Genomic DNA, 25,063 nt, shown 5'->3' with positions numbered 1-25,063 from the left:
AGCGGATCGATCGTGACCCGCGGAAGCTCGCATGCTATCAACCGACCTGGTTGCCGGCAAGGAAAGGCGCTCACCCATGAGCGAAGCGCGCGAACGATTCTGTTACCGTTGCGGCGGTGACATCGGACCGACCCTGGCAGTCGGGCGGCGCGATACGTGCCTCGCCTGCGGTGCCGACCTCCACTGCTGCCTGAACTGCGATTTCTACGACCCGGCGTACCACAACCACTGCCGCGAACCCCACTCCGAGTTGCAGGTGGACAAGCAGGTCGGGAACTTCTGCGATTTTTTTCGCTTCCGTCGTGGCCGGCGTGAAGCCGCCAACCCCACCGGTCGGGCCCGCACGCAACTCGAGCAGTTGTTCCGCAAGCCACGCTGAGTCGGTCATCCGCCGACGAACCGCGGTTCGCGTTTCTCGAGAATGGCCGTGACCCCTTCGCGAGCGTCGGCAGTAGAAAAGGTTAACGCCTGTTGCATGGATTCCAGGTCGAGCATGTCGTCGAGGGAGTGCTCGACACCCCGGTAAATCGCCCGCTTCACCATGCGCACCGCCATGGGCGCGGCAGTGGCGATCTCAGTAGCCAGCCGGCGCACGGCGGCGTCGAACTCAGCGCGCGGCACGGTCTGGTTGACCACCCCGAGGCGCTCGGCTTCCGCCGCGCCGAAGACCCGCCCGGTGAAGAACAGCTCGCACGCCCGCGCCGTGCCGACCAGACGCGGGAGGAAGAAGGTTCCGCCCATGCCGGGATGGATTCCGAGGCGGGTGAAGGTCATGCCCATTTTCGCGTCTGCGGCAGCAATCCGCAGATCGCATGCCAGAGCGATGCATAGCCCCGCACCGATGGCGTGCCCGTTGATCGCCGCGATCGTCGGCATGGGCAACTGCCGGATAGCCAGGTAACGCGCGTAGAAGTCCCGGGGCGAGCCGCCCATGGTCGGGGTCTCGCCGGGAACGGGAACGCCGGAATCGCGCGCCAGCATGCCGAGGTCGCCCCCCGAGCTGAACGCCCTGCCGCTACCAGTAAGTACAACGACGCGAACGCTGTGATCCCGCCGGAGCTCTTCGACTGCCCGCACGACCTCCTCGCCCATCGCCGGCGACATTGCGTTGCGAGTCTCGGGGCGGTTGAACATCAGTGTCGCGATTCCCGATGCATCCCGGGTCAGCTCGATAAACTGGTAGCCCATCGCTTCATCCCTCCATTCACGCGGCTCTTCTAGCGACAAAGCGGCGATGTGGTCAAAAATGCCCCGCGGTGAACAACTACGGCACGCCGAGGAAAGTACTTCTGCCCCCGACCAATGCGGCAGATTCGAGTTGACATAGCCGACCATGTCGGGATAGACGACAGAACGTAGTGTTGGAAGTCTCGGCTCTTGGACGGTCGCAGGCTGGGGAGAGAGGCTTTCATGCTTGTAATCGAGGGGTGCGAGGGTGCGTGTCTACCGGATGCGGGAGGAGCAAGATCCGCGACGTGCTATCCCGCATACATGGTGGGCTCGCTGGGCTCTGGATTCGCGACCGTAACCGACCGGGGGAGTAAAATGCAGACACGAACAGGTCTTGGTCTTGGTGCACTGGCGGTACTTGCGTGCTTGTGGCCGGCGGCAGCGTCGGCGCAACTCGCCAGCGTGGACGCCATCTGTCGAAAAGAGATCGGCAAGGCAGCCAAGCAGCTTGCGGACACGCTGATCAAGGAGAAGATCAAGTGCCACAAGGCGCGTATGGTGGGTAGGATTCTCGATACCACCGACTGCAACGATCCGTTGCAGTTGCCGGGCGCACTGAAGGTGGCAACGATCGAGGCCAAGCTCGAAGCGAAGATCGCCAAGGGCTGCGCCGCCGCGTCGACGCCGTTCGACAACGGCTACGTGCTCTGCCCCGCCCCTTGCGAGTCGATCGGTCCTATCAACTACGTCAACGACCCCAATTCCGTGGCGCAGTGTATTACCTGCCGCGTCAAGGCTCTCAACGCCACGGCCATGGGCGAAGCCTATGGACCCAATCCGCCCATCCCCGGATCGGGCAGCGACCCGCGTACCAGGTGCCAGTCTCTGATTGGCGGCGCCTTGCGCAAGTATTTCAACACCCGCGCCAAGGAACAGCAGAAGTGCCAGTACGAGGAAGATCTCGCGCCGGCCGCCGCCGATTGCCGGGTCGCACAAACGGGGACCGACCAGAAGGTCTTCAAGGCACTCGTGAAGGCCAAGCAACTCATCGCCAAGTGCGACCCTAGCGCATACGGCAATCTGACGACGTGCGACACATCTGTGCTCGGCGTGCAAGCGTGCATTCAGGCGGCGGTGGAGGACTACGCCGACTCGCTGTTCGACGACATCTATTTCCCAGAGCCCGAGGCCGTATTCGTTTCCAGTGCGGTAGGGAGTGCGGGAGGCGATGGAACTGTCACGAACCCGTTCGACACCATCGGCGCTGGCATCACCTATGCCGCCGCGAATAGCAAGTCGGACATCTACATCGACGGCGTCAGTGCGTACACGGAGACGATCACTCTCCAGAGTAACATCAATCTGCTTGGCGGCTTCAACAGCGGAAACTATTGGCAGCGCGACGGTACGGCCACGGCCGTATTCAGTTCCTCCACGACCGGCATGCTCGGCAGTAGCGTAAGCAACGCCACCGTGGAGGGCCTCACGATTCACGCCGCCAGCACGTTAGCCACGGGGGCCAGCTCGTACGGCGTGCGCTTGCTCTGGCCGAGCGGCGTGGTCATACGTGACTGCACGATTTACGCCGGCAGCGCCGGCGGCGGCAGTTCCGGGAGCAACGGCTCAGCGGGTTCGAGCGCTCCTTCGAACGGCGGCAACGGGGTGAACGGCTGCGAGAACTCAACGACTACCTGCTCAACTTGCGGGCGGCCGAGCGGCGGCAGCGGCGCCAGTAACCCGTACTGCTCCAGCGGCACCCAGGGCGGCTCCGGCGGCGGCGGCGGGCACTGCGACGGTCCCACCGGCGGTGGAGGAGGGTCCGGCCAGGGTTCGTATGGCGGCTCGGGCGGCGCGGCTACCGGTAACTGTTTCGGCACCGCCAATGCCGGTGGCAACGCCACATCTCCCGGAGCAGCCGGCGCCAACGGCACCTCCGGCGGCGATTTCGGCACGTTCGGGACCACATACACGCCGTCAAACGGCAGTTCGGGCGTCAACGGTTCCTCCGGCAGCGGCGGCGGCGGCGGTAGCGGCGGTGGCGGCGGCGACTCGTGGTGCAACAGCTATGGTGGCGCCGGTGGTGGCGGTGGCGCCGGCGGCTGCGCCGGGACGTATGCGTCCGGCGGGACCGGCGCCGGCGGCTCTTTCGGCGTCTGGGTGTACGGGGGCTCGGCGACTGTCGAGAACACTACCATCACCACCGGCAGCGGCGGCACCGGCGGCGCGGGCGGCACCGGCGGCAACGGAGGTTCAGGGTCGGCCGGCGGATTCGGCGGTAGCGGCGAAGACGATTCGCGTCCGGGAGCGAACGGCGGCAGTGGAAGCAACGGCGGTCGTGGTGGCCATGGCGGCGGCGGCGGCGGCGGACCGACCATAGGTGTAGTCTGCGGCAACGGCGCCTCAGTTGCCAGAAGCGGTAATACGATCACGACCGGTACGGCCGGCTCGGGCGGTTCGTCGGCCGGAAACACGGGAACGGCAGGCCGTAAGGTCGACGAGAATTGCTGAGCGGAGCATTGTGTCTGGCTCGATAAAACGGCAGACGGGGGGCGGCGTGGGTTCCCCCCCTTCCGTCCAGATTCCGGGAGGCTGCGTGATGAAGCGGGTCGGCGCTCTTCTTCTTTGCTCAACGGTTGGCGTAATGCTCGCCCTGCCGAGTTCGGCTCATGCCGATTGCCGTCGCACGGTCGCCGGCAGGCTGGCAAGCATGTACGGCAGCGCAAGCCGCGATTTCGAGAAGTGCTCCAAGGCAGTTGCTGGCGGTAGTTCCTGCAGCCGGCCGTTGCGTGACGCGACGGTGCAGACGCGACTGGCGGCGACGCAAATGGGTCTCCTGAAGGCGTGTAGCGATAGCGACGCCACCGGTTTCGGCTTCAGCTCCAACGACTCGATGGTCGCGCGTCTTGCGGGCTTTGCCACCGGCGAGGGCCGTCAGACCACGGACGCGGTGTTCGGGCGCGAACCCGGCGTCTTGTCCGATACGCAACTCAGGTGCGCCAGCCGCATCGCCAAGCAGGCGGCTACCGCCGGCAAGAAGATGATTAAGCGGCTCCTCAAGTGCGGGACCGGTTGCACCAGTGGCGACACTCTAGCGGTGAACGCCGCCTGGGTGAAGGCAGAAGCGAACGTAAACAAACGCTGCGCGGCGGCCGATATCGCCACGCTGGTCGGCGATATCGGCACCCACCTCGACACCATGCGCGCCGGTGCGCAGCGCGTCGTCAACGCCCTTACGCCGGGTCCGAACCCCGGTGTCACGGTCGTGTCCCCGATCGCCGGCACCCTGATTACGCCCCCTTCCCTGCCGGCCGTCGTGCCCGTCTCGGCTACCGTGTCCAACGTTCCGCATGCGGGTCACGTCATCTCGATGGAGGTCGACGACGAAGACGCTCCTTACAACCCCGGCACGGGCCGCTTCGAACGGTCGCTCTCCGTCGCCAACCCCCAGGAAACCCTTTTCACCATCCCGCTGCGCGCCCGCACCTACATCAGTAACGTCGTGGGCGCTACGAACGTCAGATTCAACCTCGGCAACCTCGCACCCGATGTTGTCATCCAATCGCCGGCAACGGGCACGATAACCGGTGCCGGTTCGATCCCGCTCTCCGGCACCATAATCGGCGACCTGTCCAAAGCGAGCGTCCTGTTGATCAACGGCGCAGCCACCAGCTTTAATCCCACCACCGGCGAGTTCTCGACCACGGTTCCGCTCGGATCCTCGTCAGTGCAGGTGGTCGAAGCGAAAGTGCAGTCCTTCGGACTCGGCACCGAGAAGCGCGATACGATCGTCGTGCTCAAGGGTACGGCATGGCCGTTGACCAGCCGCGTCCCCGACGGCAACTCGAACCGGATCAACAACACCGGTCTCGGAGCGATCCGCAACCTCATCCTTGGCGAACTGCAAAGCCAGCTCAACTTGCAGGGTCAGGAGGTCAACGGCGGAACGATCACCGAGTTCAGCTACGGGACCATCGGCGCCAACATCGCCGCTATCGGCACCAACTCCGCGCTGCTGCAGATCGACCTCCCCAACCTCTCGATGACCATCGAGGGAGTCGACTCCGGTTTCCTCGGCATCACCTGCGACCTCGAATACGATGCGCAGCTCGTGAGCATCGCGTACAACGCCAACGTCGAGCCCCTGCCGCCGATCGGCGACGGCTTGACCGCACTCACGAACTCGATCGGTACGACGTTCGTCAACGATAACGCCGTGCTCACCGGCGGCCTCGGAATCTGCGACCTCGCCGGCTTGATCGTCGACGTTAAGGCCGAACTCCAGAGCGCCTTCCGCGACCAGATCGCCGGAGCGCTCCCCGGTGGCCTGAATCAGGCACTAGCGGGGATCGACATCGCCGGCCCGCTGGGAAGCGCCCTCAATGTGCTGATCGATGCCCTCTACACTTCGGTGCCGGAGGACTCCGACGGCATCACCTTCAAAGTGGCCTCCAACGTGATAGCCCTTTCCCCGGCGCCCGATGCCCCGCCTATTACTCACACACTGCTTCCGAGCGCTCCGGGTGCGCCGGTGCTCGGGCCCAATATGCCCGGCACATCGACCCCGTACGATCTGGCGTTCTGCCTCTCCGACGGCTTCCTGAACCGATTCATGGCCGCCTTCATGCTGGCGGGCAGCTTCAACCAGAACCTCACGGAACTCCCCGATCCCAACGGCGGCCCGGCCGTCCCGTTGACGACCGGAATGATCAGCCTGCTTTTCGGCGACCCGTCCTACCTCAGCGCCTGCGGTAACCCGAGTCCGGACGGCTGCCCGGTGACCCTCCAACTCCGGCCCACCGTCGCTGCCGTGGCGCGGCCGCCGCTCACGGGTGAGCCAGGCGACATCGTACTGGTCGTTCCCAACTACCAACTCGACGCCATCGGGGACAACGGCGGCACGCCGATGCCCCTGGTATCCGCGACGATTACGTTCGAGTTCCCCATCACCCTCGGGGCCGCCGGCGACCGGATTTCTCCTTCCGTCGGGGCGCTGACCATTCGCGATCTCAAGGTCACGGCCAATCCGATTGGGGCCGACGAAGACAGCTTCGCCGCTGGCGTGCTCGCCGTCTTTCCGCAGGCCGCCAGCGCCCTCGGCGGTCTGTTCGCCGAGGTTCCGCTGCCGCCCTTCCAGGGAACGCAGATCTATGGCATCGGCTCCGGGTACAACGTTAGTTGCGCCGGTCTCTATCTGAGCTTCACGCCGCCGCCGCCGTCTGCCACGCCGACCAGGACCCACACCCCGCAGCCGACGCGAACGCCCACGGTGACCGGTACGCCGACCAACACACCGCCCATTCCTTTCACGCCAACTCCGACGACCACCCGCACGCCTACGATCACGCCGGGTGGCACCCCGGCTATCGGCCAGCATACGCTCACCCTGGCTGCCGGGAGCCAGGCGGCGCTGCAGTCCACGGCGTTCCGCCTGCCGTTAAACCTCACCGGCAGCCTCGGCATTCAGTTCGGGGCTCCCAACAGCAGCGGTATCGCCCCGGTGGTCATTGCCAAGGAGGGCGTCAACTTCAATCCCGTGACCCTGACTCTGCCCGGCGTCGTCGGCATCTGCATCACCGCCGTGAGCGACGGCCTCGGGACCGTCGATTGCGATGGCGGCGCACCTGACCGTGACATCTCCGTGAACCGCGATCACAACACGACCCCGGGCAACCCGGGTAACAGCGGCAGTGCGCTTGGCCTCCCGGACGATCCGGAGTGCGACGATACGCGCACGGCGCCCGATGGCTCTATCTCTGCCGCCTGCGTCGAGGGCAACCCCTGCTCGTCAGGAACCCACACGGGTGTCTGCAATAGCCCCACGGAGTACGTGGAGAGCGGCGTCTTCGGAGCGGGTGCGATGCGCATTACGCAAACGATCTCGATCCAGACCGTGTCGAACAAGGGCCCGGACAACACCCTGTGCACAAGCGACGATACGCGCAGCGACCCGTCGCCTGCCACGGTGTTCTTCACCAGCGGCGTTGCCAGTGCGAGCGTCTACGACGCAAACAACGTTGCCGGCGCCAAGATCGCTCCGGGTAGCATGTGCGGTTCGATAGGTTGCGCGGCCCAGGTCACGGGGGTGTCTGTGGATTGCGACGCTTTGCGCGCCTCGGGCGACTTCGGCGGGGCGACGCTGGTGACGGCATTCCCCGGTCTTCACCTCCCGTCACTCAACGACGTTGTCACGACGATCAAACTCGTCGGCCCCTGAGCCGATCCAGGCGCCCTTTCGAGGTCAGCCCCCCTTTCCTTTGCGGAAAGGGGGGCTCCGGCCACCCGCGCTCGCAACGGTCTGCGGCCGATCTCTCGATTAAACCCTCGCCTCCGCCCGGTGTTCGGCAGCGACCGATCGGAGTCGGGGTCGGTATCGGAATCGCCTTCGCTCCGCGGCGGAATTCGATCCCGATGTCGATAGCGATCTCGATTCCGATTCCGATAGCGACCGGGTAACGTCCCGCCGCTGACGTCTCGAAGAAGATTCGAGATCTGAGCCTCTGCGAGGCTCAACTCGCGGAACGCGCCCCCAATTTCTTGAGCGCCTTGCTCATGCCGCCAAGGATCCCCGCGGCGTCCTGCTCGTTGTAGAAGTACTTGTATTGAGGCCTCGCCTCGGTGATCGACTCGTCGAGCTTGCCGTCGGGCGACAGGAAGTACGTACGCGGGATGTACTCGCCGTCGGGCTTGTACTGGGCGCTGATGTCCCGGGCCTTGTCTTTGTCGACGCGAATCATCACGAACGACTTGGCCTGCTCCACCACTTTCGGGTCATAGAACACGCGCGAGTAATTGGCGCAGTGGGGGCACCAGGTCGTATAGAAGATCAGGCAGATCGGCTTCCCGCTCTCCCTGGCAGCCTTTATTCCGTCCGCGTAAGGCATCCACTTTATCTGGGCGTCGTTCCAGTCTTCCCCGCCCGCCCACGCCGTGCCGGTTCCGGTCGCAATCGCCAGACCCGCCGCCAACGCCAGCGCCGCGGCGATGCGCGCAGCCTTCCCCACGATTTGTCCCGTCCGCTTCATGATCCGCTTCCTCCTGTGTCTGCCCCGCCTCATTCCGGCGCGAGCGCGTCGTCTTGAATGGCCCGCGCCGAAGCCGGGTCTGCCACCAGATCGCTATGGCATGCGTGCTTGCCGCGCTCCACCGGCAGGGCCCGTTCGCGCAGCAGTGTCCGCCCGGCCTCTTCGACCCCGGGGCTGGGCATCGCACGACGCGCGGGCTGAAAACCGGGGTCCTTGCCGCTGGCGAACTCGACGATTTCTTTCGAGATGCGCATGCTGCACCAGTCGTGGCCGCACATCGCGCAGAAGTCGGTATCGACTTCCAGATCCTCGTCGTGCAAAGCCCGCGCGGTTTCGCCGTCGAAGGCAAGCTCGAATTGCCGGGGCCAGTTAAGGGCCGCACGGGCGCGGGACATGTCGTCGTCCCACTGCCGCGCCGCGTCTATCCCGCGGGCAATGTCGCCCGCATGGGCCGCAATCTTGTAAGCGATGCACCCGGCCTTGACGTCCTGAGCCTTGGGCAATCCGACGTGTTCCTTGGGCGTCACGTAACAAAGCATTGCGGCCCCGGCGCGTGCCGCCTCGGTGGCGCCGATGGCACTGGTAATGTGGTCGTAACCGGGGAAAGCATCGGTCACGAGCGGACCGAGCACATAGAACGGTGCGTCGTCGCAAACCCGCTGCTGCAACTGCATGTTAAAGGCGATCTGATCGAGCGGCACATGCCCCGGTCCCTCGACCATGGCCTGCACCCCGGCCGCACGCGCCCGGTGGACAAGTTCGCCAAGAGTCTGCAACTCGGCGAGCTGGGCCGCATCCGAGGCGTCCGCCAGGCACCCGGGCCGCAGTCCGTCCCCCAGCGAGTATGTGACGTCGTACTCGCGCATGATCGCGCTGATCTCGTCGAACAGGTCGTACATCGGGTTCTGCTTACCGTGGTACAGCATCCACTTGGCGAGCAGCGACCCACCGCGCGACACGATGCCCGTCACGCGAGGTTTGATCAGCGGCAGGTGCTCCCTCAGCACGCCGGCGTGGATCGTGAAATAGTCCACGCCCTGCTGCGCCTGCCGCTCGATCTCGCTCAGGATCGCGTCGTAGGTCAGGTCCTCGATGCTCCGGCCGACGATCATGCTGTAGATCGGCACGGTGCCGATAGGAATCGTACTGTGGTCGACGATAGCCTGCCGGCAGGCGTTCAGGTCGCCACCCGTGGACAGGTCCATGAGCGTATCGGCCCCGTACTTCTGCGCCCAACGGAGCTTCTCCACCTCGGCGTCAGTGGTGCTGGCGACCGGCGAGGCACCGATGTTGGCGTTGATCTTGGTGGTGATCGTGCGACCGATGCCGCTCGGATCGAGCCGCTTCGGCGCCCGCTCCCCGACCAGGAGCGCCGGGTCCTGGATCTCCCGCCAGCGCTGCGCCACGGTCTGGTTTACCCACAGGCGGCCGCCGTCCCGCGCCCCGGGGTGACCGGACGAGGTTGGACCGTAGGCACGCTCCGCGCCGTTGCCGAGTGCCGCCGGCGGCGTACCGCCGCTGCCGGCGAGATGGCGGCGATTCGCGGGAATCACCAGTCGTCCGCGCGCCACTTCGGCACGGACGAACTCCGGGGTCACGTTCTCGCGTTCCGCGACTCGCCGCATCTCCGGGGTGACGATGCCGCGGCGCGCGGACTCCAACTGCGTCATGGTTTGACTCCTTGGTGCGGCTGTACGTCAGGCGCGTCGGCGCGCGCCAACGATCGAGGCACTCGAATCGGCATTGCAGTGCGTCAGACTGTACGCCCCGCCACCAACGGGTGCAAGCCGACGCGCTTTCTGGCAGGGTAAGCGCCGCGGTCCGCGGGCGACGGGTCGCGATTTACGGCAGCCCAGAGGTACAAAATGGATCTGCGACTCTTGCTGACGGTGTTCGGCACGGTCTTTCTCGCCGAGCTTGGCGACAAGACACAGCTCGCCACCCTGCTCTACGCTGCAGACGGGAACAACCCGCGCCTGACGGTGTTCGTCGGTGCCGCGCTGGCGCTCGTAGCCACCTCGGCCATCGGCGTACTCGGGGGCGCGCTGCTGGCCGAGTACATCAGCCCCCGGCTCCTGTCATGGGTGGCAGGTCTCGGGTTCATCGCCATAGGCGTGTGGACAATCTGGCAGGCGCAAGCGGGATGACGCGGGTAGCCCTACCCGGATGGACGCCGCCGGGCGACACGTACTAAGAGTAGGCTCGGGCCTGGGCATTCAGGCCTGGACCAACCCTGCAGAAGGAGGAGGATATTCATGGAAGAGGTTCGCTTCGACGATATCGCCAGGCTGTCGGCCCACGTCAGCGAGGAGTTCGGCGGGTGGGGACCCGAGGTCGAAGTGACCCAGGAAATGATCGACCGCTTCGCCGACCTTACCGGCGATCACCAGTGGATCCACGTCGACGCGGAACGCTGTAAGCGCGAGAGCCCTTTCAAGACTCCGATCGCGCATGGGTTCCTGACGCTGAGTCTCATTCCCGCGCTGCGGCCGCAGCAGAACTTCCGCATCGTCGGCTTCGGCAATGCAACCAACTACGGCGCCGACAAGCTCCGCTTCGTGAGTCCGGTCCCGGCCGGTTCCAGGGTCCACGGTCGCATTCGCCTGGTTGCCGTCGAGGCCAGGCCCAAGGGCACTCAGGTGACGCAGGAGGTCGCCGTTCACGTCGTCGGCAACGAGCGCCCCGCGCTGACGTATACGATGCTCGTGCTCTTTCACCCCCCATTGAAGTAGGCTCGAAGTCGGATGCTTCCCCTCCGTCTGGGCGTCCTCGGCGCGGCGCGGATAACACCCCTCGCCCTCCTGACTCCGGCCCGCAAACTGAACGAGGCGGTTGTCGTTGCGGTGGCCGCGCGCGACCCGGCGCGGGCCCGTGCGTTCGCCGACCGGCACGGCATCATGCGCGTCCATCCGACCTACGAGGCGCTGCTTGCCGACCCCGAGATCGACGCCGTCTACAACCCCTTGCCGAACAGCCACCACGGCGAGTGGAGCATTCGGGCTCTCGAACACGGGAAGCATGTGTTGTGCGAGAAACCCATCGCCGCCAACGCGGAGGAGGCCGCTCACATGGCGGCAGCCGCTCGGGCGACCGGGCGCGTCCTCGTGGAGGCGTTCCACTGGCGCTACCATCCCCTGGCTGCCCGCATGCGCGAGATCGTCGACAGCGGTGAACTGGGTACCGTGAGGCACATCGAGGCGCATTTCTGCGTGCCGCTGCTCCGGCCCGGCGACATCCGATTCCGACTCGACCTTGCCGGCGGGGCGACCATGGACACAGGTTGCTACGCGATCAACATCGTTCGCTTCCTGGCCGGCGCCGAACCACAGGTGGTCAGGGCCGCCGCGCGGCTATCGTCGCCCGGCGTTGACCGGGCGATGGCCGCGGATTTTCGCTTTGACGACGGCCGGACCGGTCACATGAGCTGCTCCCTCTTTTCCGGCACCCTGTTGCGTGCCAGTGCCACCGTGCACGGCGATGCGGGCCGTCTTTCCGTACTCAACCCCGTTGCTCCTCAGTTCTTCCACCGCCTGCGGGTCCAGACGGCTCAGGGCACGCGCAGCGAGCGCCTGCGCAGCGAGTCTACTTACACCCATCAGCTGCGCGCCTTTGTCGCCGCCGCAAGGGGCAACGAGCCGGTGCTCACCGGTCCTGAAGACGCGATCGCCAACATGCGCGTCATCGACGCCGTGTATACGCACGCCGGCCTGACGCCGCGCCGGTCGCTACGCCCCGCCGCTCGTCCAGAAGTCCCCGGTGCGCCGAGCTGACACCCTGCGTTCGACGTTCGACGCGCGACTTCCGATCCGGGGACCCGGAGCCCGGGACTCCGAGTCGTCTCCGGGGCCAGGTACTTCGTACTTCGGTCCATTAATACGGTGACGTATTCCGTCCGCCCCGAGTTGCACCATCTTTTCGGTGGCGTATCGAGGGGCGGGGCCGCAAAGCCGCTCGCCGGGCTGGCCCCTCGATACGCCCCTGAGAAAATGGGGCTACTCAGGGCGAACGGAAAGCGTCGCACGGAATGCGTCGCCGTAATTGTGCCCATCACCACTTAGCGTTCCCGCCGCCGGTGCGGTCGTGATACGGTCGCATGGTGTCACATCCGATCCGCTGGCTGATCGCAGGGGCCGTCTTGCTCGCCGCTGGGGGACTGCTCGTCCACCGGTGGCAGCGGACTCCATCGACGATCTCGCAGGCGCCGCCACCGCCGACTGCGGAACCGGTCCTGTTTGCCGACTGGTTGGCTTTCGAACCCGAGCCGGTCCGCGACCACCCGCTTGCGCAGCGACGCTACATCGACGCCGCTCTCGGGCACCAGGTCTTCCAGCTCCCGCCCTCGGGACTGCCGCGCAGTCAGGCCCGCGAGCTGATGCTGGAAGACGACAAACTATTGCTCTCCTCCGGACGCTGTCTCTGGAACCACGAGTTGCTGCACCAACCCGGGCTGGTCGGGAAATTCTGTTACTTGCACTCGAGCTTCTGCGCTCGGCGCCTTCTGGACGTGCAGTTCTTCGTCGACGGCCAACCGGTCGCCCTTTACGACGACCAGTACACGATCGAGCGCTACCCGAGTCACACGTTGGTCCGGTACAGGACGCCGCCGGTGGTGATCGAGGAGCACAAGTTCATCACGTTCGACGATCGCGCCGTCTTGTCCTATGCGGCACACAGTGCGGACAACCACGAGCACGCGCTCGACATCGAGGCAACGGCTCCGTACCTCGCCATGCCCGCCGCCCAGGGTTCCGTCGGCTATCCGCTGCTCGGCCGGGGCACTTTCCAGCGCCTTCCCGTGTTCGTCTACCTCGATGCGCCGGGGTTTACCGCCGCGGCAACGGCGGCACCGCACGTGCGGCGGACCTTGTCCCTTCCCGCCGACGGCAGCAAGCAGCGAGCGCAACTCGCGGTCAGCTACGAGCGCAGCGAGCGTGCGCCGTCGACACCGCCATCCTTGCCTGAGGGCCTGCTCGAACGGCACCGCGGCGAGTACAATGATTGGTTTCTCGAGAACGTACCGTATTTCGATTCCTCGGACGAGGGTTTCAAGCGCATGTGGTACTACCGCTGGTGGGTCGTGCGCTTCAACCTGACGCAAGCCGACACGCCGGACCTGCGGGGCTACCGGTTCTACGAGGGCAAGCTCGGGTTCGACAACCCCATTACCTTCGCCGTGCCGGTCCAGATGAAGGAACTGAGCTACCTGCGCGATCCGACGTTCGGTCGGGACCAGTTGCGCAACGCGGCACGTAACCAGGCACCGTTCGGAGCGCTGCTTGACCCGCCGGGGAGCCCTTACTGGAACGAGACTTACTCGCACTGGATCGCGGCGGCGGCGGCCGAGTACCACCGCGTCCATCCGATACCGCAGGAGACGCTGCGCGAACTCTTACCGCCGCTGGCCGCAGACGTCAGGGCGTGGCTGACAACCTACGATGCCGACGGCGACGGTTTACCGCAACGCGCCGCCCCACGGGTCACCGGGTACGATCTCGACATCCTGTCCTTCTGGTACTTCTTCGGCCTCAAGCTGGATCTGCATGCCGACCTACCCGACCTCGAGCGCGTGGATTTCGCGAGCTTCGTCTACGCCAACGCGCGTGGCATTGTGGAGCTGGCAAATGCCGCGGGTCTGGATCCGCTGGCCCGCGAGTTCGCGCCGGTCGCGGACCGACTCCAGGCAGCCGTACTGCAGCAGCTCTGGGACGACGACGCCGGGTTCTTTTTTCCGCGGCGCGCGGCCGACAATGCGCGTATCCCCGTGCGCGAATTGCACGGCCTGTTTCCGTTTGCGATGGGGCTAACGCCGAACGATCCGCGTTATCACCGAGCGCTGGCCAAGCTGGTCGACCCGGCAGAGTTCTGGGCGCGCTTTCCACCGGTGATCACAAGCCAGGCGCACTACCGCGGGTGGACCTGGGAAATGGACGGTCTGACGCGAAACATCGCTCCGCACCCGATCAGCATGGGCGCCCGCACGGCCCTCGAAGCCTACAAACGATATCCCGGCGGTCCGGTGACGGCGGAGCATTTCATGGCGTTGATGGAGCGCTACAACGCGCTCGTCTATCCCGGCGTCAACCCCTTCGATCCCTATTGGCGGCCGAACGCACACGAATACTACTCGAAGTGGGAACCGCACCAGGGCTCGTCACGACCGAAGCCGTCGGACATCTCGCACGACTTCCACTCGATGTACAACGCGCTGGTGGTGGAGGGCGCCGTCGGCCTGACCCCGCGGGTCGACGACGTCATCGAGCTAAACCCCGCTGCGAAAAACTGGGATCACTTCGCGTTGCACCGGTTACGTTACAAGGGCCACGACCTGACGATCGTCTGGGACCGACCCGACGGCAACGTACGCTATCGCGGCTACCCGGAAGGATTCTCGGTGTACGTAGACGGCAGGCACGCGGCCACCCGATCCAAGCTCGACCATTTCGAGCTGCCACTGCCGCGTTAGATCCCTCCCCTGCGCCCCGGCCGCCCCGCCGCCGCTAATAGCACGCCCGAGCGGAGGCGGGGGGACGGGAGGCGCAAGAAGAAATGGAGATCGGGGTAAGCTAGTTCTTGCGGTACATGGTCACGACGGCAGCGCCGCCGAGGCCGAGATTATGCTGCAGCCCGACCTTCGCACCCTTTACTTGCCGCTTATCGGCTGCGCCGCGTAACTGCCACGTCAGCTCGGCACACTGGGCCAGGCCGGTGGCTCCAAGCGGATGCCCCTTGGAGATCAAACCGCCGGAGGGGTTGACGACCACCTTGCCGCCGTACGTGTTGGCTCCGGAATCGACGAACTCGCCCGCCTTGCCTTCGGGACAGAGACCGAGGGCTTCGTAGGTCACCAATTCGTTGCACGAGAAGCAATCGTGCAACTCGACCACGTCGACGTTTTCCGGTCCGAGACCGCTCTGCTCGTACACCTTCTGCGCCGCCGTCCGAGACATGTCGTAGCCAACGAGCTTGATGCAGCTTTGCTCGCCAAAGGTGCTGGGGAGGTCGGTGGCCATCGCCATACCGGCGATTTCCACCGCGCGGGCCTGCAGATTATGCCGCTTGACGAAATCCTCGCTGGCGAGGATGGCCGCTCCCGAGCCGTCCGACGTCGGGCAGCACTGCAGCTTCGTCAGGGGTTCGTATACCATCGGGGCGTTGAGGATCTGCTCGAGCGTGTATTCGTCCTGGAACTGCGAGTACGGGTTGTTCACCGAGTGCTTGTGGTTCTTCCAACCGATCTTGGCGAAGTGCTCCGGCTTGGTGCCGTAGCGGTCCATGTGCTCGCGTCCGGCGTTACCGAAGAACTGCGGCGCCGGCGGCGCTTTGGCAAAGCCGCGCAGCGACACCATCAACTCGAACTGCTTGTCCATGGGGTTGATGCGGTCGGTAAACTTGGCCCCGAGCGAGCCCTTCTCCATCTTCTCGAAACCGAGCGCCATGGCGCAATCGGCAATACCCGCCTCGACGAACTGCTTCGCCATGAACAGGGCGGTCGATCCGGTGGCGCAGTTGTTGTTCACGTTGTAGATGGGCACCCCGGTAAGACCGAGTTGGTAAACGGCGCGCTGCCCGCAGGTGGAGTCGCCGTAGCAGTAACCGACCGCTACCTGCTCGACCAGGCCGTATTCTATGCCGGCATCCGCCAGCGCCTTCTCTCCGGCCTCCCTGGCCATGTCCGGGTAGTCCCAATTGCGCGAACCCGGCTTTTCGAACTTGGTCATGCCGACGCCGATGACGTAGACCTTGCGCCCCATAGCGATCGTTCCTCCGTAATGCGTGATTGCGACGCGGCGGCTGAGCAGCGGCCAACGGCGCGCTGCCGAGAAGCTGCCAGTTTCGCCACCTTCATGCAACCGCGGGTCACTTGTCCGCGTAGCGGAAGAAACGGCTGCCGATGGCAAAAGAGATCAGCCCGTAGCCGATCAGGAAGGCGAGTTTCGGCGCGATCTGCACGAGCGTTCGGTCGCGCAACATGACGTCTTGAATCGCGAACATCGACCAACTCGTCATGACCCCCTGACCGATCGCCTGCATCCACTTCGGTTGCTCGAAGAAGGGCCACCAGAGACCGCCGAGCGCGGCAAGGATAAAGACGGCCGAAAGGCCGATCGGGATGATCTGCTCGCGGGTCCGCGCCAGAGCCGCGACAATAACGCTGAAGCAGGCCATCGAGAAAACGATGCACGTTGCGGCCAGAACGAGCGTCGCCGGCGAGCTTCCCAGCGACAGCCCGTACGCGAAATGCCCAAAGACGAGCAGGATGAGCAACTGCCCGGTGCCGACAACCATGCGGGCCAGCAGCTTCCCGCCGAGCACGGTCTCCTGAGTTACCGGTGCGATCGACAAGCGGGCACTGGTCCCCCAGGCCTCCTCCTCGCGCAGCCCGAACGCGACGCTGAAGATCAGACTGAGCAGCACGAACATGACGCTGAACCCGGGAATGTTCTGTTCGAGCGAGCTGAATTTGAGCCTCTTGCCGGTGAGGTTGCGCTCCTTGAGCTCGAGCAGTTCCTCGCTGAACGGGTCGCCGAGCGAGGCGGCCTCGCGATCCGCCAGCAGGAAGATCACGCGGATCGCCTGCAGTGCTTCCCACTGCGCCGGGTCGGTCAGCAGCTCTACGGTGCTCGGCTTCTCCGTCAGGTAACGTTTGCTCATGCCGCCCGGCAGCACGAGCATGGCGGGCGCGGTGTTTTCGATCGCGACAAGGCGCTCGGCCGCAGAGCGGTCGACTTCGATTACCTTAAGATGTTGTTTGAAGACCTTGATGAGGGCATTGGCCACCGGGCCCTGGTCCTCATTGACGATCGGGAAGACGATGCTCTCCGTACCCTCGCCCGACTGGGTCTCGGCGATGACGAAGATAATGACCAGCGGCACAATCAGGATCGAGACGAAGGCCGAGTAGTCGCGCGAAATCAGCCGCAAATCCTTCAGCATGATGCGCAGCAGCTTCACAGCTCCTCATCCTCCGCACCCTTGCCACCGGGGCCGTACTTGCGCCGCATCCGGCTGAGAACCTCCTCCGGCGTCGATTTCGCGAGCATGCGATCGAGCTGTCGGCGGAAATTCGTCGTCAAGCTGAGGTCCTCGATCTGAATGTCGGTGGCCAGCCAGCGTTCGCCGTCACGGCGTAGCCGATAGACCACGGCGAACTCGTCCCGTGGGGTAACGATCTTCGTATCGGCCTGGGCCGTGTTCTTGTCGATCTTTTCCCCGACGTACTCGAAGTCGGGGCGTTCGAACAGCAGCAGCTTCTGAACATAGGTGCGCTGGAACAACTCCCGAAAGAGGCTCAGAAACTCCTGCTGTTGATCGGGCTTGAACTTGTCCCAGTTGTTTCCGAGCGCGGCGCGGCCCATGGTGTCCGTGTCGAGGAACTTCTTCAGCAAGTCGGACAATGCGGTTAGCTTGGCGTTGTGGGGTTGCTGACCATCGACGATAAGGCGGGTCTGCTCGAGGATGGATCGCGTGTACTCCAAAGGCGACGGAGCGGCCGCGATCGGCGACGCGATCAGGCAGAGAAACGCAGCAGCCGCGGCTGCGACAATGGGATCGCGGCGCCGCACGGTCAGTCGCGAAGCTCCTTGCCCGTAAGTTGCAGGAACAAGGTCTGCAGGCTCATCGGCGCGATCTGCACCGAGGGTTCGCCCGGCAGGCGGCTCATGACCTGGCTTAACGGCGCGAGCACCGGTGTGGCGCTCGTAACGAACAGACGAACACCGCTCTCTGTGGTCTCCGCCTTGCAGACACCCGGCAGGCGCTGCCAGCGGGTCATGTCTCCACCCGGCGGTATCCCGCGGACCTCCACGATCTCCGTACAACCGGCTGCCGCCAGCAGTTCGTCGAGGCCTCCCATGGTAATGATCTTGCCCTCGTCCATGATCCCGATGCGGTCGCACAGCAGCTCCGCTTCTTCCATGTAGTGAGTGGTATAGAGAATCGCCGTTCCGCTCTCGCGCAAGTTGCGGACGATCGAAAAAATGTTCTCCCGCGAGTGCGGATCCACCCCCACCGTCGGCTCGTCCAGCAGGACCAATTGCGGCCGGTGCACCAGGCTGACGGCCAGGTTGAGGCGCCGTTTCATGCCGCCCGAGAACGTGGCCACCGGGTCGTTGCGCCGCGCGTCCAGACCCACCTCCTCCAGCAGCTCATCGAGGCGACGCTCCAGTTCCGCTTTCGGGACGCCGTACATGCGGCCGAAAAAGCGCACGTTTTCCGCCGCCGTCAGACGCGGATACAGGGCAATGTCCTGGGGGACGACGCCGATCGTCTGTCGGACCGCGGCGACGTCACGGAGGATGCTGCGACCAAACACGAAAGCGTCCCCGGAGGTCGGCCGCAGGCGAGTCGCGACCATGGAAATGGTCGACGTCTTCCCGGCGCCGTTGGGGCCCAGCAAGCCGAACACCTCGCCCTGCCCGATCTCGAAACTCAGGCCGGCGACCGCTTCCACGTGCTCGTAGCGCTTGCACAGCATTTCGAGCCGAAGCGCGGCTACGGGCGTGCGCCCCGCCCCCGGATGTAGTATCGAGGGCGGTCGTGGGGGCGAAGGTGAAACTGCGCTCGTCGCAGTAGACATGCGTGCTCGAGGAGGGCCAGAGTACCTGTAAACGGTGCTGTTCAAGCAGATCCGCCTGGCTTAATAAAGAGCCGCGGCGGCGTAGGATGGGGCGCCGACCCGGGCCGACCGCGGGCCCGCAGGTCGATCGGAGTGGGACAGGGATCGTGAGGATACGAAGCAAGTCCTGGATAATAGCCTGCGCCGTTGTCGTCGGCTTTGTGCTCGGCCCGATTACCGCGGCGCGGGGAAACGCGGCCGGCTCGCCCTACGACCTGGCCGCATGTATTCGCGCTGCGCTTGCGGGCAGCCCGGACCTCGGCGCCGTCGCCGCGGACCTGAGCGCGGCCCGCGCCAAGCTGGAAGAGGCCAGGGCACGACGCTGGGGAACGGCCGAATACGTTCAGCTCCTCGGTCTCGTCAACGAAGCCAAGGGCAGCGTTCTCTACTCGCCGAACGACAAGAACGACGTCTTTCAGGGCCTGGGACCGTTCACCCGGATCGATGTCGAGGTCAACATCCCGGTCTATACGTTCGGCAAACTCGACGCTGCCCTGCGGGCCGCCCAGGAGGGCGTGCAAGCGGAGCAGGCACGCGGCGACAGCAAGCGCGCCGACGTCATCCTGAGCGTCAAACAGCTCTATTACGGTCTCATCCTCGGCCGCCAGCTTGCCGATGTCCTGCACGACAACCTCGATACTCTCGACCAGGCGCTGTCGAAAACCAAGCGGCGGCTCGACGAAGGCTCCAGCGCCGTAACCGAAATTGACCTGCTCAAACTCCAGGCCGGCCGCGCCCGATTCGCCAGAGGGGTCATCGAGATCGACGCCTCTCTCCCGCTCACGCGCAGCGCGCTCGCCCGAGCCATCGGACTGGATAGTGCGGTCGACTTCGAGATTGCCGATCGTAAACTCAAGCCCATCGACGCGACTATCGAACCGCTCGACAACTACATCGCCGAGGGCCCGAGTCGGCGCCCCGAGACCCGGGCACTGCAAACGGGCATCGCCGCGCAGGTGGCAAGACTCGATCTGGAGGTAGCCGGGTACTATCCGAACGTGTTCGTCACCACCGGTTTTCAGTACGCCTGGGCCGGCAATCGCACGGAGCAGACCAACCCGTTCGCCTACGACCCGTTCAACTTCATTGCGCCCATCTGGATCGTCGGTCTGCAGTGGGATCTCAACGTCTTCATGACGAGCGCCAAGATCGACGGGGCCAGAGCCGAGCTCCAGCGTCTGGAAGCCGCCCGCCGCGAAGCCGCGACCGGCCTCGCCCTCGAAGTGCACAAAGCCTACGCCGGCCTTGTCCAGGCGCGCGACTCGGTGCGCGTTGCCGAGGACGGCCGCAAGGCAGGTCGCGGCCTGCTCCTGCTCACCGTTGCCAATTTCGATCTCGGAATCGGCGAGGCGGAAGAGCTTTTCAAGGCCATCGGTGTGTACACGGAAGCCAGTTCGGATTACCTGCGCGCCGTTTACGACTTCAACGTCGCCGTCGGTCAACTCAGCAAGGCAGTCGGACGCGAACTCGCCGGACTGGAATACTGACCGGCGGCCGCCGTCGCCCGCCGCTCAGCGAGCGATGGCCCGCAGTTGACCGGGAGTCAGGAACCAGCGTAACAGGCCTGACCCTTGTGGAGGCAAACCCGAAACCTCGACGGCGGCCACCGCCCCCTTCTTGAACGGCAGGTCGACGACCCCGGGGTTGCCGGCGAGGAGATACGAAGCCAGCCGGCCGAGGTCCGGCTGATGTCCCACGAGCATGAGCGACCCGGCCGCCCGGTGCCGGTGCAAACCAGCTACGACATCCGCTGGAACATGTCCGCCTTCGAGGCGGGCGAACACCTCCACCTCTCCTCCCGGCGTCAGGGCCGCCGCCAGAATCGCTGCCGTTTCCCGGGCTCGAAGCAGCGGGCTCGTAAGGATTGCCGCCGGTTGCAGGCCGAGGCGCGCCAGGCCGGTCGCCGCCCGACGCAGGCGCCGACGGCCAACCGGCGTGAGCCTCCGATCGGCGTCAGGCGCGCTCCCTTGCGGAGGTTCGGCGATACCGTGCCTGACGAGATACAGCGTCGTCTTCATGCGTCCTCCGCGGTTTCCCCGGCCTGGCCCTGCCGGACAGGCTTCGCTCTTGCAGCCGTTTCCAGAGCGGCAAGCAAGTTCTCCAGCGTGTCGAGATTCCGTGGGCGGGCGAACCGCTTCCAGGTGCGCTGGAAGTCGGCCCGCGTGCGTTCCGCAACCCGCAAGTCGCTGCCGACCAGCGCACCGAGTGCCAATAGCGTCGACGGCGGAACCTCCTTGCCGGGTCCCTCGACGAACTGGCGCACGAAGTCGGCGGCCACCACCGCATCATGATAAGCTCCAAGGAGATCCTGCAAGCGGACCAACTGGCGAGTCAGGCGGCGGCCCGGCTTGCCGGTAAGCTCGCGCATGAACTCGAGCAGATAGCGGACGCGTTTTGCGCGGATGCGCAGCGCGTGCAGATCCTCGGGTGCGGGCGCCGCCGCCTCGACGCGCTGCCCCCGTTTCAGAAGGCGCCGAAAGGCCCGTTTGATGGCCCGCCGCCCGGCTGCGGCGATCGGTTCGCGGGCCGCGGCAGCCCGCGATCGCGCCGGCCCGTCGGCGAACTGCTCCAGACTCAACAGGAGCGCCGTGTAACGCTCGGAATCGAGGTCGGCGAGCATCGCCGTGCGCCGGGCCTGACGTTCCCGTTCCAGGTACTCGACCAGCTTTTTCAGTCCGCCACGATGTCCGGGCGGTGCGCCCGCGGCAAAACCACGCACATTGTTTAACTGTACATCGGCATCTCGCGCGCCGCCCAGCGTCTGGCCCAACCAGCGCAGTTCGGTTTCCAGGCGGCCGCGGAGCGCCGTGGGGACTCCCCCTCCCAGTGCGCGCACGAGCGCCCGCAGGCGGCGGGTTGCGACCCGCATGTCGTGCAGCGCCTCTACATCTTCGCCGAGTCGCGTGCCCGGATCGCAGCGCCGTAAGCGCTGGAGCAGTCGACCGGCGATCTTGCGCACAGCCTGCTCGACGGTATCGTCGGCCGTCAGCGGTGCGCCAGCCGGACGCAGCGCCTCCGCTCCGTAGAGCAGGCGCAACCCCCGCGCCAGCTTCGAATCGTGCGCCGGAGCCAACTCGAACACCCGCCGCAGACTGCGCGCCATCGCGTTGATGTCCTGGCGACTGCCGCCCGTAGCCTCGATCTCGACCTCGCAGTATTCCAGCGTCCGGTCGTGCGGCGGCACGCCGCCGACACGGACACGATCCAAACACAGTTCGGCGATTGCCCCGGCGTCGGCCGGCGCTGCCGCCGCCAGAACGTCGATCCGGCGGCGCCGGATATCCGTCACCACGGACGCTTCGAGTTCACGACCCGCGACCAGGGCCGTGAGGCGCCGTCGCAGCTCGGGATCGGTGAGCTGGAACGGCAGCCGCGGGGCCCGCTCGATCGGCAACGTCAGCTCGGTGCGCTCGTGCAAGACCCCTCGCTGCCGCCCTTCATATTTCAGGGTAACCTCCCAGCGACCGGCGCAACGCCGCAGGCGCAGGGCAACCCCGTGACGGGCAAGCACGTGATTCGAGGTATCCAAATAGACACTGTGCAGACGCACCATGTCCCGACGACTCAGGGGGTACGGCCCGATACGCGCCAGCCGCGCAATGCGGGTCAGATCGGCCGGATCGGTGACCAGCAACTTGGCTTCCAGCTCGGTGGCAATCGCGACGTCGGTCATCGGTTACTCGATCGATCCGGCTCGGGCCCTTCGTCGCTGCCTAGCGCGCCCTGGCGCCCGCGACCCATGGCCCGATCGGCCATGCCTTTGGGGGGGCGAGGCTCCCGCCGAGCCGCGACGGTCTGACGACGGTTCGGTAGGAACCTCGCCCTCCCCCGGGGCCCGTCTGGTCACATCCTGGGTGGTGGGTGTCAGCCCGCGCTGAGTGCCCGCGAACGGCCAGCCCCGAGGACCTGCGAAGGCGGCGCACCGGAGAAGCGTGGAACACCCCACTAGGCTCGATGGGCTTCCCGCGCGGAGAGGACAGGACGTTCGCCATGCGACGATTCATCCTGAACCTGCAGCGCCACGTCAACCCCGAGTTCCTCGGCCAGCAAGCCGGTACGGCGTTCGGCCTCCCAGACCTCCAACGCCGCATCGTCCCCCGCGGTGCGCAGCAGCAGCGTGAGCTTATCTCCCCGCCGCTGCACGGCGACGTCCTTGACGACCCCATAATGGCTGCGATCGAGACCGTCGGCGACGCGCAAGATGGCACTCAAGGCGCGCACGGTGTTCCGGTCGGCTCGCGACAACACTCGATAGCCGTCGTCGGAATCCTTTGGCGGACCTTTGCGATGGTAGCGCGCTGTCAGGGCAATGATCTCCAGCTCATCGCGCCGAAAACCCAGCAGCTCCCCATTGGTAATCAGATAGTACGAATGCCGCTGATGGTCCTTGTGTCCGATATGGTGGCCGATGTCGTGCAGTAGCGCGGCGTACTCCAGCCAGTCGCGCGACTCCGGCTCGAGACCGAGATCCTGTTCCAGTTGATCGTAGAGCTGTAACGCGAGGCGGGCGACGTGCTCGGGATGGTCGCCCATTTCCCCCAGGTGACGCGCAAACCGGGCGACACTGAGGCGGCGCGGGTCGGCAAATCGCTGGATCTCCTCGATGCCGTGGCGATGCCGGGCGATAAACTCCAGTAAGACTCCCTCTCGAAGTGCCCAGGTGCACGCGATGATCTCGCGTGCATCTATGCGGCGCAAGATGAAGTCAGCGAGGCAGGCCCCGGCAACGATGAGGTCCACGCGCTTCGCTTCGAGCCCCTTGACGTCGAGACGTTGCTTGCGATCCGCCTTGACGACCGCCCGACGCGCGCGCCCGATATCGGATGCGCTGACCGCGAAGTTGTGCAGCCGCCCCTCCGGTGGTTCACCCCGCAACGATGCCGCGATTGCCACCAAATTCAACAACGTGCCCGAGGTTGCCACAATGCGTCGCGTTGGGCGCTTGGCGGCCCGACTCAGTGCGGGCTCCAGTTCCGCGGCCAGGAACTTTTCAAGTTCGTCCAATTCCTTGCCCGAGGGTGGGTCGTCGCGGATGAAGCGCTCCGTAAGGCGGGTGACACCGATCTTCAGGCTGTGGAATGCCACGGCCCGGCCCTCCTCCGTGAATACGAGCTCGACGCTGCCCCCTCCCGCATCGACGATCAACGTCGGTTCCGGCCGCAGATCGATGGCGTGACGCACGCCGAGATAGATCAGGCGGGCCTCTTCGCGTCCCGGGATGACTTTCACCCGCAACCCGACCTCGTCGCGCACGCGCTGCACGAAGTCGCCGCCGTTTCGCGCTTCGCGTACCGCACTCGTGGCCACCGCCTTGAAGCGCATTACTCCATGTCGCTCCCCGAGCTTCTTGAAGGCGGCCAGAGTCCGAATGCCCGCGTTCATGGCGTCGGCCGACAGCCGACCGTTGGTTAGTGTCCGCTCGCCGAGGCGCACCATGTCCTTAGCCCGGTCGAGAACCCGAAACCGCCCGTCGGTCTCGACCTGGGCCACGATCATGTGAACGGAATTGCTACCGATATCGATTGCCGCGACTCGCATCCCGCGCCTCGCCACACGACCCCAAGCACCGCATGACGAGCGTACCATACTCGAATGCGTACGCTCGTGCACCCCGCACGGAGCCGCTGGAACCCCTGTCCGTCTCGATACGAGACTACCAGAACGTCACGAGTGAAAGAGACCTTTGCCGGCCCGGCAGGCAGCCGGATCCAAAGTCGAGCGCCGCTCAGGCCGGCCCGGCCGAGGCCCGGTTACGCCATCCATCGATCGCCCCCGCCCCTTCCGACCCGGCGGCGACGATGCTGCGCAGGGCGCCCAGAACCTCGGCATGATCGAAAGGCTTCTTGATGAAATCGCGCGCCCCGGCGAGCAGTGCGCCGCGCACGTCGGCGGCGCCGGCTTGCGAGGTGATCATGATCACCGGCAGATCCGGCCAGGCCCGCCGTACCTCGTGCAGCACTTCGATCCCGTCCAGACCGGGCATCTTGACGTCGAGGAGCATAATGTCCGGCCGCGTCGCCGCGGTCGCTCGCAGAGCCTCTTCGCCATCGCAGGCCACCACCGGCTCGTACCCTTCTCGGCGCACCAGCCGCGCCAGCAGGGCGCGGATGTCTTCCTCGTCGTCGACGATCAGAATTCGCTTTCTTGTGGCGCGAACCCGCCTTCCGTCGTCGCTCGCCATGGAAGTCACTCCATAGGTCCCGCCCCCACGGGCCGGCCTATGCTTGAAAGCTTTGAGTTCCCGGTAGTGTTCCCG

At 65.5% G+C, this 25,063-nt stretch carries 19 protein-coding genes; 8 read left to right on the top strand and 11 right to left on the bottom strand.

The genetic code is table 11. The annotated features are described in order from the left end of the window. The first annotated feature begins 31 nt into the window (after window positions 1–31). Complete coding sequence (locus L6Q96_05345) at window positions 32–379, top strand: hypothetical protein (protein ID MCK6553993.1); 348 nt, start codon at window positions 32–34, stop codon at window positions 377–379. Window positions 380–384: 5 nt separating this feature from the next. Here the strand turns inward: L6Q96_05345 and L6Q96_05340 are convergent, their stop codons facing one another. Next, on the bottom strand, window positions 385–1,188 hold the full coding sequence (locus tag L6Q96_05340) for an enoyl-CoA hydratase-related protein (GenBank protein MCK6553992.1): 804 nt from the start codon (window positions 1,186–1,188) through the stop codon (window positions 385–387). Between the two features lie 357 nt (window positions 1,189–1,545). On the opposite strand from L6Q96_05340, the gene L6Q96_05335 reads away from it, so the two are divergent. Together L6Q96_05335 and L6Q96_05330 are read left to right on the top strand one after the other, a co-directional pair. Next, window positions 1,546–3,678 carry a hypothetical protein gene (locus tag L6Q96_05335; GenBank protein MCK6553991.1) on the top strand — a complete coding sequence of 711 codons (2,133 nt, stop codon included), beginning with the start codon at window positions 1,546–1,548 and terminating at the stop codon, window positions 3,676–3,678. A 199-nt stretch (window positions 3,679–3,877) separates the two neighbouring features. After that, entirely contained in the window at window positions 3,878–7,384 is a 3,507-nt protein-coding gene (locus tag L6Q96_05330; GenBank protein MCK6553990.1) for a hypothetical protein, read from the top strand. A 292-nt stretch (window positions 7,385–7,676) separates the two neighbouring features. Here L6Q96_05330 and L6Q96_05325 read toward each other — a convergent pair whose 3' ends face one another. After that, window positions 7,677–8,192 (bottom strand): thioredoxin family protein, encoded by a 516-nt coding sequence (locus L6Q96_05325; protein MCK6553989.1) that lies wholly within the window; start codon window positions 8,190–8,192, stop codon window positions 7,677–7,679. 29 nt (window positions 8,193–8,221) lie between these two features. Beyond that, window positions 8,222–9,862, bottom strand: a complete 1,641-nt coding sequence (thiC, locus tag L6Q96_05320) for a phosphomethylpyrimidine synthase ThiC (protein MCK6553988.1) — start codon at window positions 9,860–9,862, stop codon at window positions 8,222–8,224. Between the two features lie 195 nt (window positions 9,863–10,057). Here thiC and L6Q96_05315 point away from each other — a divergent pair, with 195 nt between their 5' ends. The 4 genes from L6Q96_05315 (at window position 10,058) to L6Q96_05300 (ending at window position 14,655) form a co-directional block, all read left to right on the top strand. After that, window positions 10,058–10,339 (top strand): TMEM165/GDT1 family protein, encoded by a 282-nt coding sequence (locus L6Q96_05315; protein MCK6553987.1) that lies wholly within the window; start codon window positions 10,058–10,060, stop codon window positions 10,337–10,339. 108 nt (window positions 10,340–10,447) lie between these two features. Continuing rightward, window positions 10,448–10,924, top strand: a complete 477-nt coding sequence (locus L6Q96_05310) for a MaoC family dehydratase (protein MCK6553986.1) — start codon at window positions 10,448–10,450, stop codon at window positions 10,922–10,924. A 12-nt stretch (window positions 10,925–10,936) separates the two neighbouring features. Continuing rightward, on the top strand, window positions 10,937–11,962 hold the full coding sequence (locus L6Q96_05305; GenBank protein ID MCK6553985.1) for a Gfo/Idh/MocA family oxidoreductase: 1,026 nt from the start codon (window positions 10,937–10,939) through the stop codon (window positions 11,960–11,962). 323 nt (window positions 11,963–12,285) lie between these two features. Continuing rightward, the gene (locus L6Q96_05300; GenBank protein ID MCK6553984.1) at window positions 12,286–14,655 is read left to right on the top strand and encodes a hypothetical protein; all 2,370 of its coding nucleotides are present in this window, start codon (window positions 12,286–12,288) and stop codon (window positions 14,653–14,655) included. Window positions 14,656–14,755: 100 nt separating this feature from the next. Here the strand turns inward: L6Q96_05300 and L6Q96_05295 are convergent, their stop codons facing one another. The 4 genes from L6Q96_05295 to L6Q96_05280 form a co-directional block, all read right to left on the bottom strand. Next, window positions 14,756–15,943 (bottom strand): lipid-transfer protein, encoded by a 1,188-nt coding sequence (locus L6Q96_05295; GenBank protein ID MCK6553983.1) that lies wholly within the window; start codon window positions 15,941–15,943, stop codon window positions 14,756–14,758. A 106-nt stretch (window positions 15,944–16,049) separates the two neighbouring features. Next, window positions 16,050–17,144, bottom strand: a complete 1,095-nt coding sequence (locus tag L6Q96_05290) for an ABC transporter permease (protein ID MCK6553982.1) — start codon at window positions 17,142–17,144, stop codon at window positions 16,050–16,052. Then, window positions 17,141–17,755: an ABC transporter substrate-binding protein gene (locus L6Q96_05285; GenBank protein ID MCK6553981.1), complete on the bottom strand. Its 615-nt coding sequence runs from the start codon at window positions 17,753–17,755 to the stop codon at window positions 17,141–17,143. The genes L6Q96_05290 and L6Q96_05285 overlap by 4 nt, the downstream gene beginning before the upstream one ends. A gap of 2 nt (window positions 17,756–17,757) precedes the next feature. Continuing rightward, window positions 17,758–18,666, bottom strand: a complete 909-nt coding sequence (locus tag L6Q96_05280) for an ABC transporter ATP-binding protein (protein ID MCK6553980.1) — start codon at window positions 18,664–18,666, stop codon at window positions 17,758–17,760. 248 nt (window positions 18,667–18,914) lie between these two features. Between L6Q96_05280 and L6Q96_05275 the strand changes: the two genes are divergently transcribed. Beyond that, window positions 18,915–20,294: a TolC family protein gene (locus L6Q96_05275; GenBank protein ID MCK6553979.1), complete on the top strand. Its 1,380-nt coding sequence runs from the start codon at window positions 18,915–18,917 to the stop codon at window positions 20,292–20,294. 24 nt (window positions 20,295–20,318) lie between these two features. Here the strand turns inward: L6Q96_05275 and sixA are convergent, their stop codons facing one another. The 4 genes from sixA to L6Q96_05255 form a co-directional block, all read right to left on the bottom strand. Continuing rightward, a complete protein-coding gene (gene sixA / locus L6Q96_05270; protein MCK6553978.1) occupies window positions 20,319–20,825 on the bottom strand; it encodes a phosphohistidine phosphatase SixA in 507 nt (168 codons plus the stop codon). After that, window positions 20,822–22,480 (bottom strand): CHAD domain-containing protein, encoded by a 1,659-nt coding sequence (locus L6Q96_05265; GenBank protein MCK6553977.1) that lies wholly within the window; start codon window positions 22,478–22,480, stop codon window positions 20,822–20,824. Before L6Q96_05265 ends, sixA begins: the two co-directional genes overlap by 4 nt. 272 nt (window positions 22,481–22,752) lie before the next feature. Then, a complete protein-coding gene (locus L6Q96_05260) occupies window positions 22,753–24,345 on the bottom strand; it encodes a Ppx/GppA family phosphatase (GenBank protein ID MCK6553976.1) in 1,593 nt (530 codons plus the stop codon). 187 nt (window positions 24,346–24,532) lie between these two features. Further along, window positions 24,533–24,988, bottom strand: a complete 456-nt coding sequence (locus tag L6Q96_05255; protein ID MCK6553975.1) for a response regulator — start codon at window positions 24,986–24,988, stop codon at window positions 24,533–24,535. Window positions 24,989–25,063 lie beyond the last annotated feature (75 nt).

It is taken from the genome of Candidatus Binatia bacterium, from assembly GCA_023150935.1.
Classification (GTDB): Bacteria; Desulfobacterota; Binatia; order HRBIN30; family HRBIN30; genus JAKLJW01.
This window is presented reverse-complemented; position numbering and strand designations above follow the sequence as displayed.

What these genes read in the sequence shown, in the direction of transcription:
- L6Q96_05305 (MCK6553985.1), top strand. Translation starts at nt 10,937, where the DNA reads ATGCTTCCCCTCCGTCTGGGCGTCCTCGGCGCGGCGCGGATAACACCC.
- L6Q96_05295 (MCK6553983.1), bottom strand. Translation starts at nt 15,943, where the DNA reads ATGGGGCGCAAGGTCTACGTCATCGGCGTCGGCATGACCAAGTTCGAA.
- thiC (MCK6553988.1), bottom strand. Translation starts at nt 9,862, where the DNA reads ATGACGCAGTTGGAGTCCGCGCGCCGCGGCATCGTCACCCCGGAGATG.
- L6Q96_05310 (MCK6553986.1), top strand. Translation starts at nt 10,448, where the DNA reads ATGGAAGAGGTTCGCTTCGACGATATCGCCAGGCTGTCGGCCCACGTC.
- L6Q96_05255 (MCK6553975.1), bottom strand. Translation starts at nt 24,988, where the DNA reads ATGGCGAGCGACGACGGAAGGCGGGTTCGCGCCACAAGAAAGCGAATT.
- L6Q96_05315 (MCK6553987.1), top strand. Translation starts at nt 10,058, where the DNA reads ATGGATCTGCGACTCTTGCTGACGGTGTTCGGCACGGTCTTTCTCGCC.
- L6Q96_05280 (MCK6553980.1), bottom strand. Translation starts at nt 18,666, where the DNA reads ATGCTGTGCAAGCGCTACGAGCACGTGGAAGCGGTCGCCGGCCTGAGT.
- L6Q96_05300 (MCK6553984.1), top strand. Translation starts at nt 12,286, where the DNA reads ATGGTGTCACATCCGATCCGCTGGCTGATCGCAGGGGCCGTCTTGCTC.
- L6Q96_05265 (MCK6553977.1), bottom strand. Translation starts at nt 22,480, where the DNA reads ATGACCGACGTCGCGATTGCCACCGAGCTGGAAGCCAAGTTGCTGGTC.
- L6Q96_05260 (MCK6553976.1), bottom strand. Translation starts at nt 24,345, where the DNA reads ATGCGAGTCGCGGCAATCGATATCGGTAGCAATTCCGTTCACATGATC.
- sixA (MCK6553978.1), bottom strand. Translation starts at nt 20,825, where the DNA reads ATGAAGACGACGCTGTATCTCGTCAGGCACGGTATCGCCGAACCTCCG.
- L6Q96_05325 (MCK6553989.1), bottom strand. Translation starts at nt 8,192, where the DNA reads ATGAAGCGGACGGGACAAATCGTGGGGAAGGCTGCGCGCATCGCCGCG.
- L6Q96_05345 (MCK6553993.1), top strand. Translation starts at nt 32, where the DNA reads ATGCTATCAACCGACCTGGTTGCCGGCAAGGAAAGGCGCTCACCCATG.
- L6Q96_05340 (MCK6553992.1), bottom strand. Translation starts at nt 1,188, where the DNA reads ATGGGCTACCAGTTTATCGAGCTGACCCGGGATGCATCGGGAATCGCG.
- L6Q96_05335 (MCK6553991.1), top strand. Translation starts at nt 1,546, where the DNA reads ATGCAGACACGAACAGGTCTTGGTCTTGGTGCACTGGCGGTACTTGCG.
- L6Q96_05330 (MCK6553990.1), top strand. Translation starts at nt 3,878, where the DNA reads ATGTACGGCAGCGCAAGCCGCGATTTCGAGAAGTGCTCCAAGGCAGTT.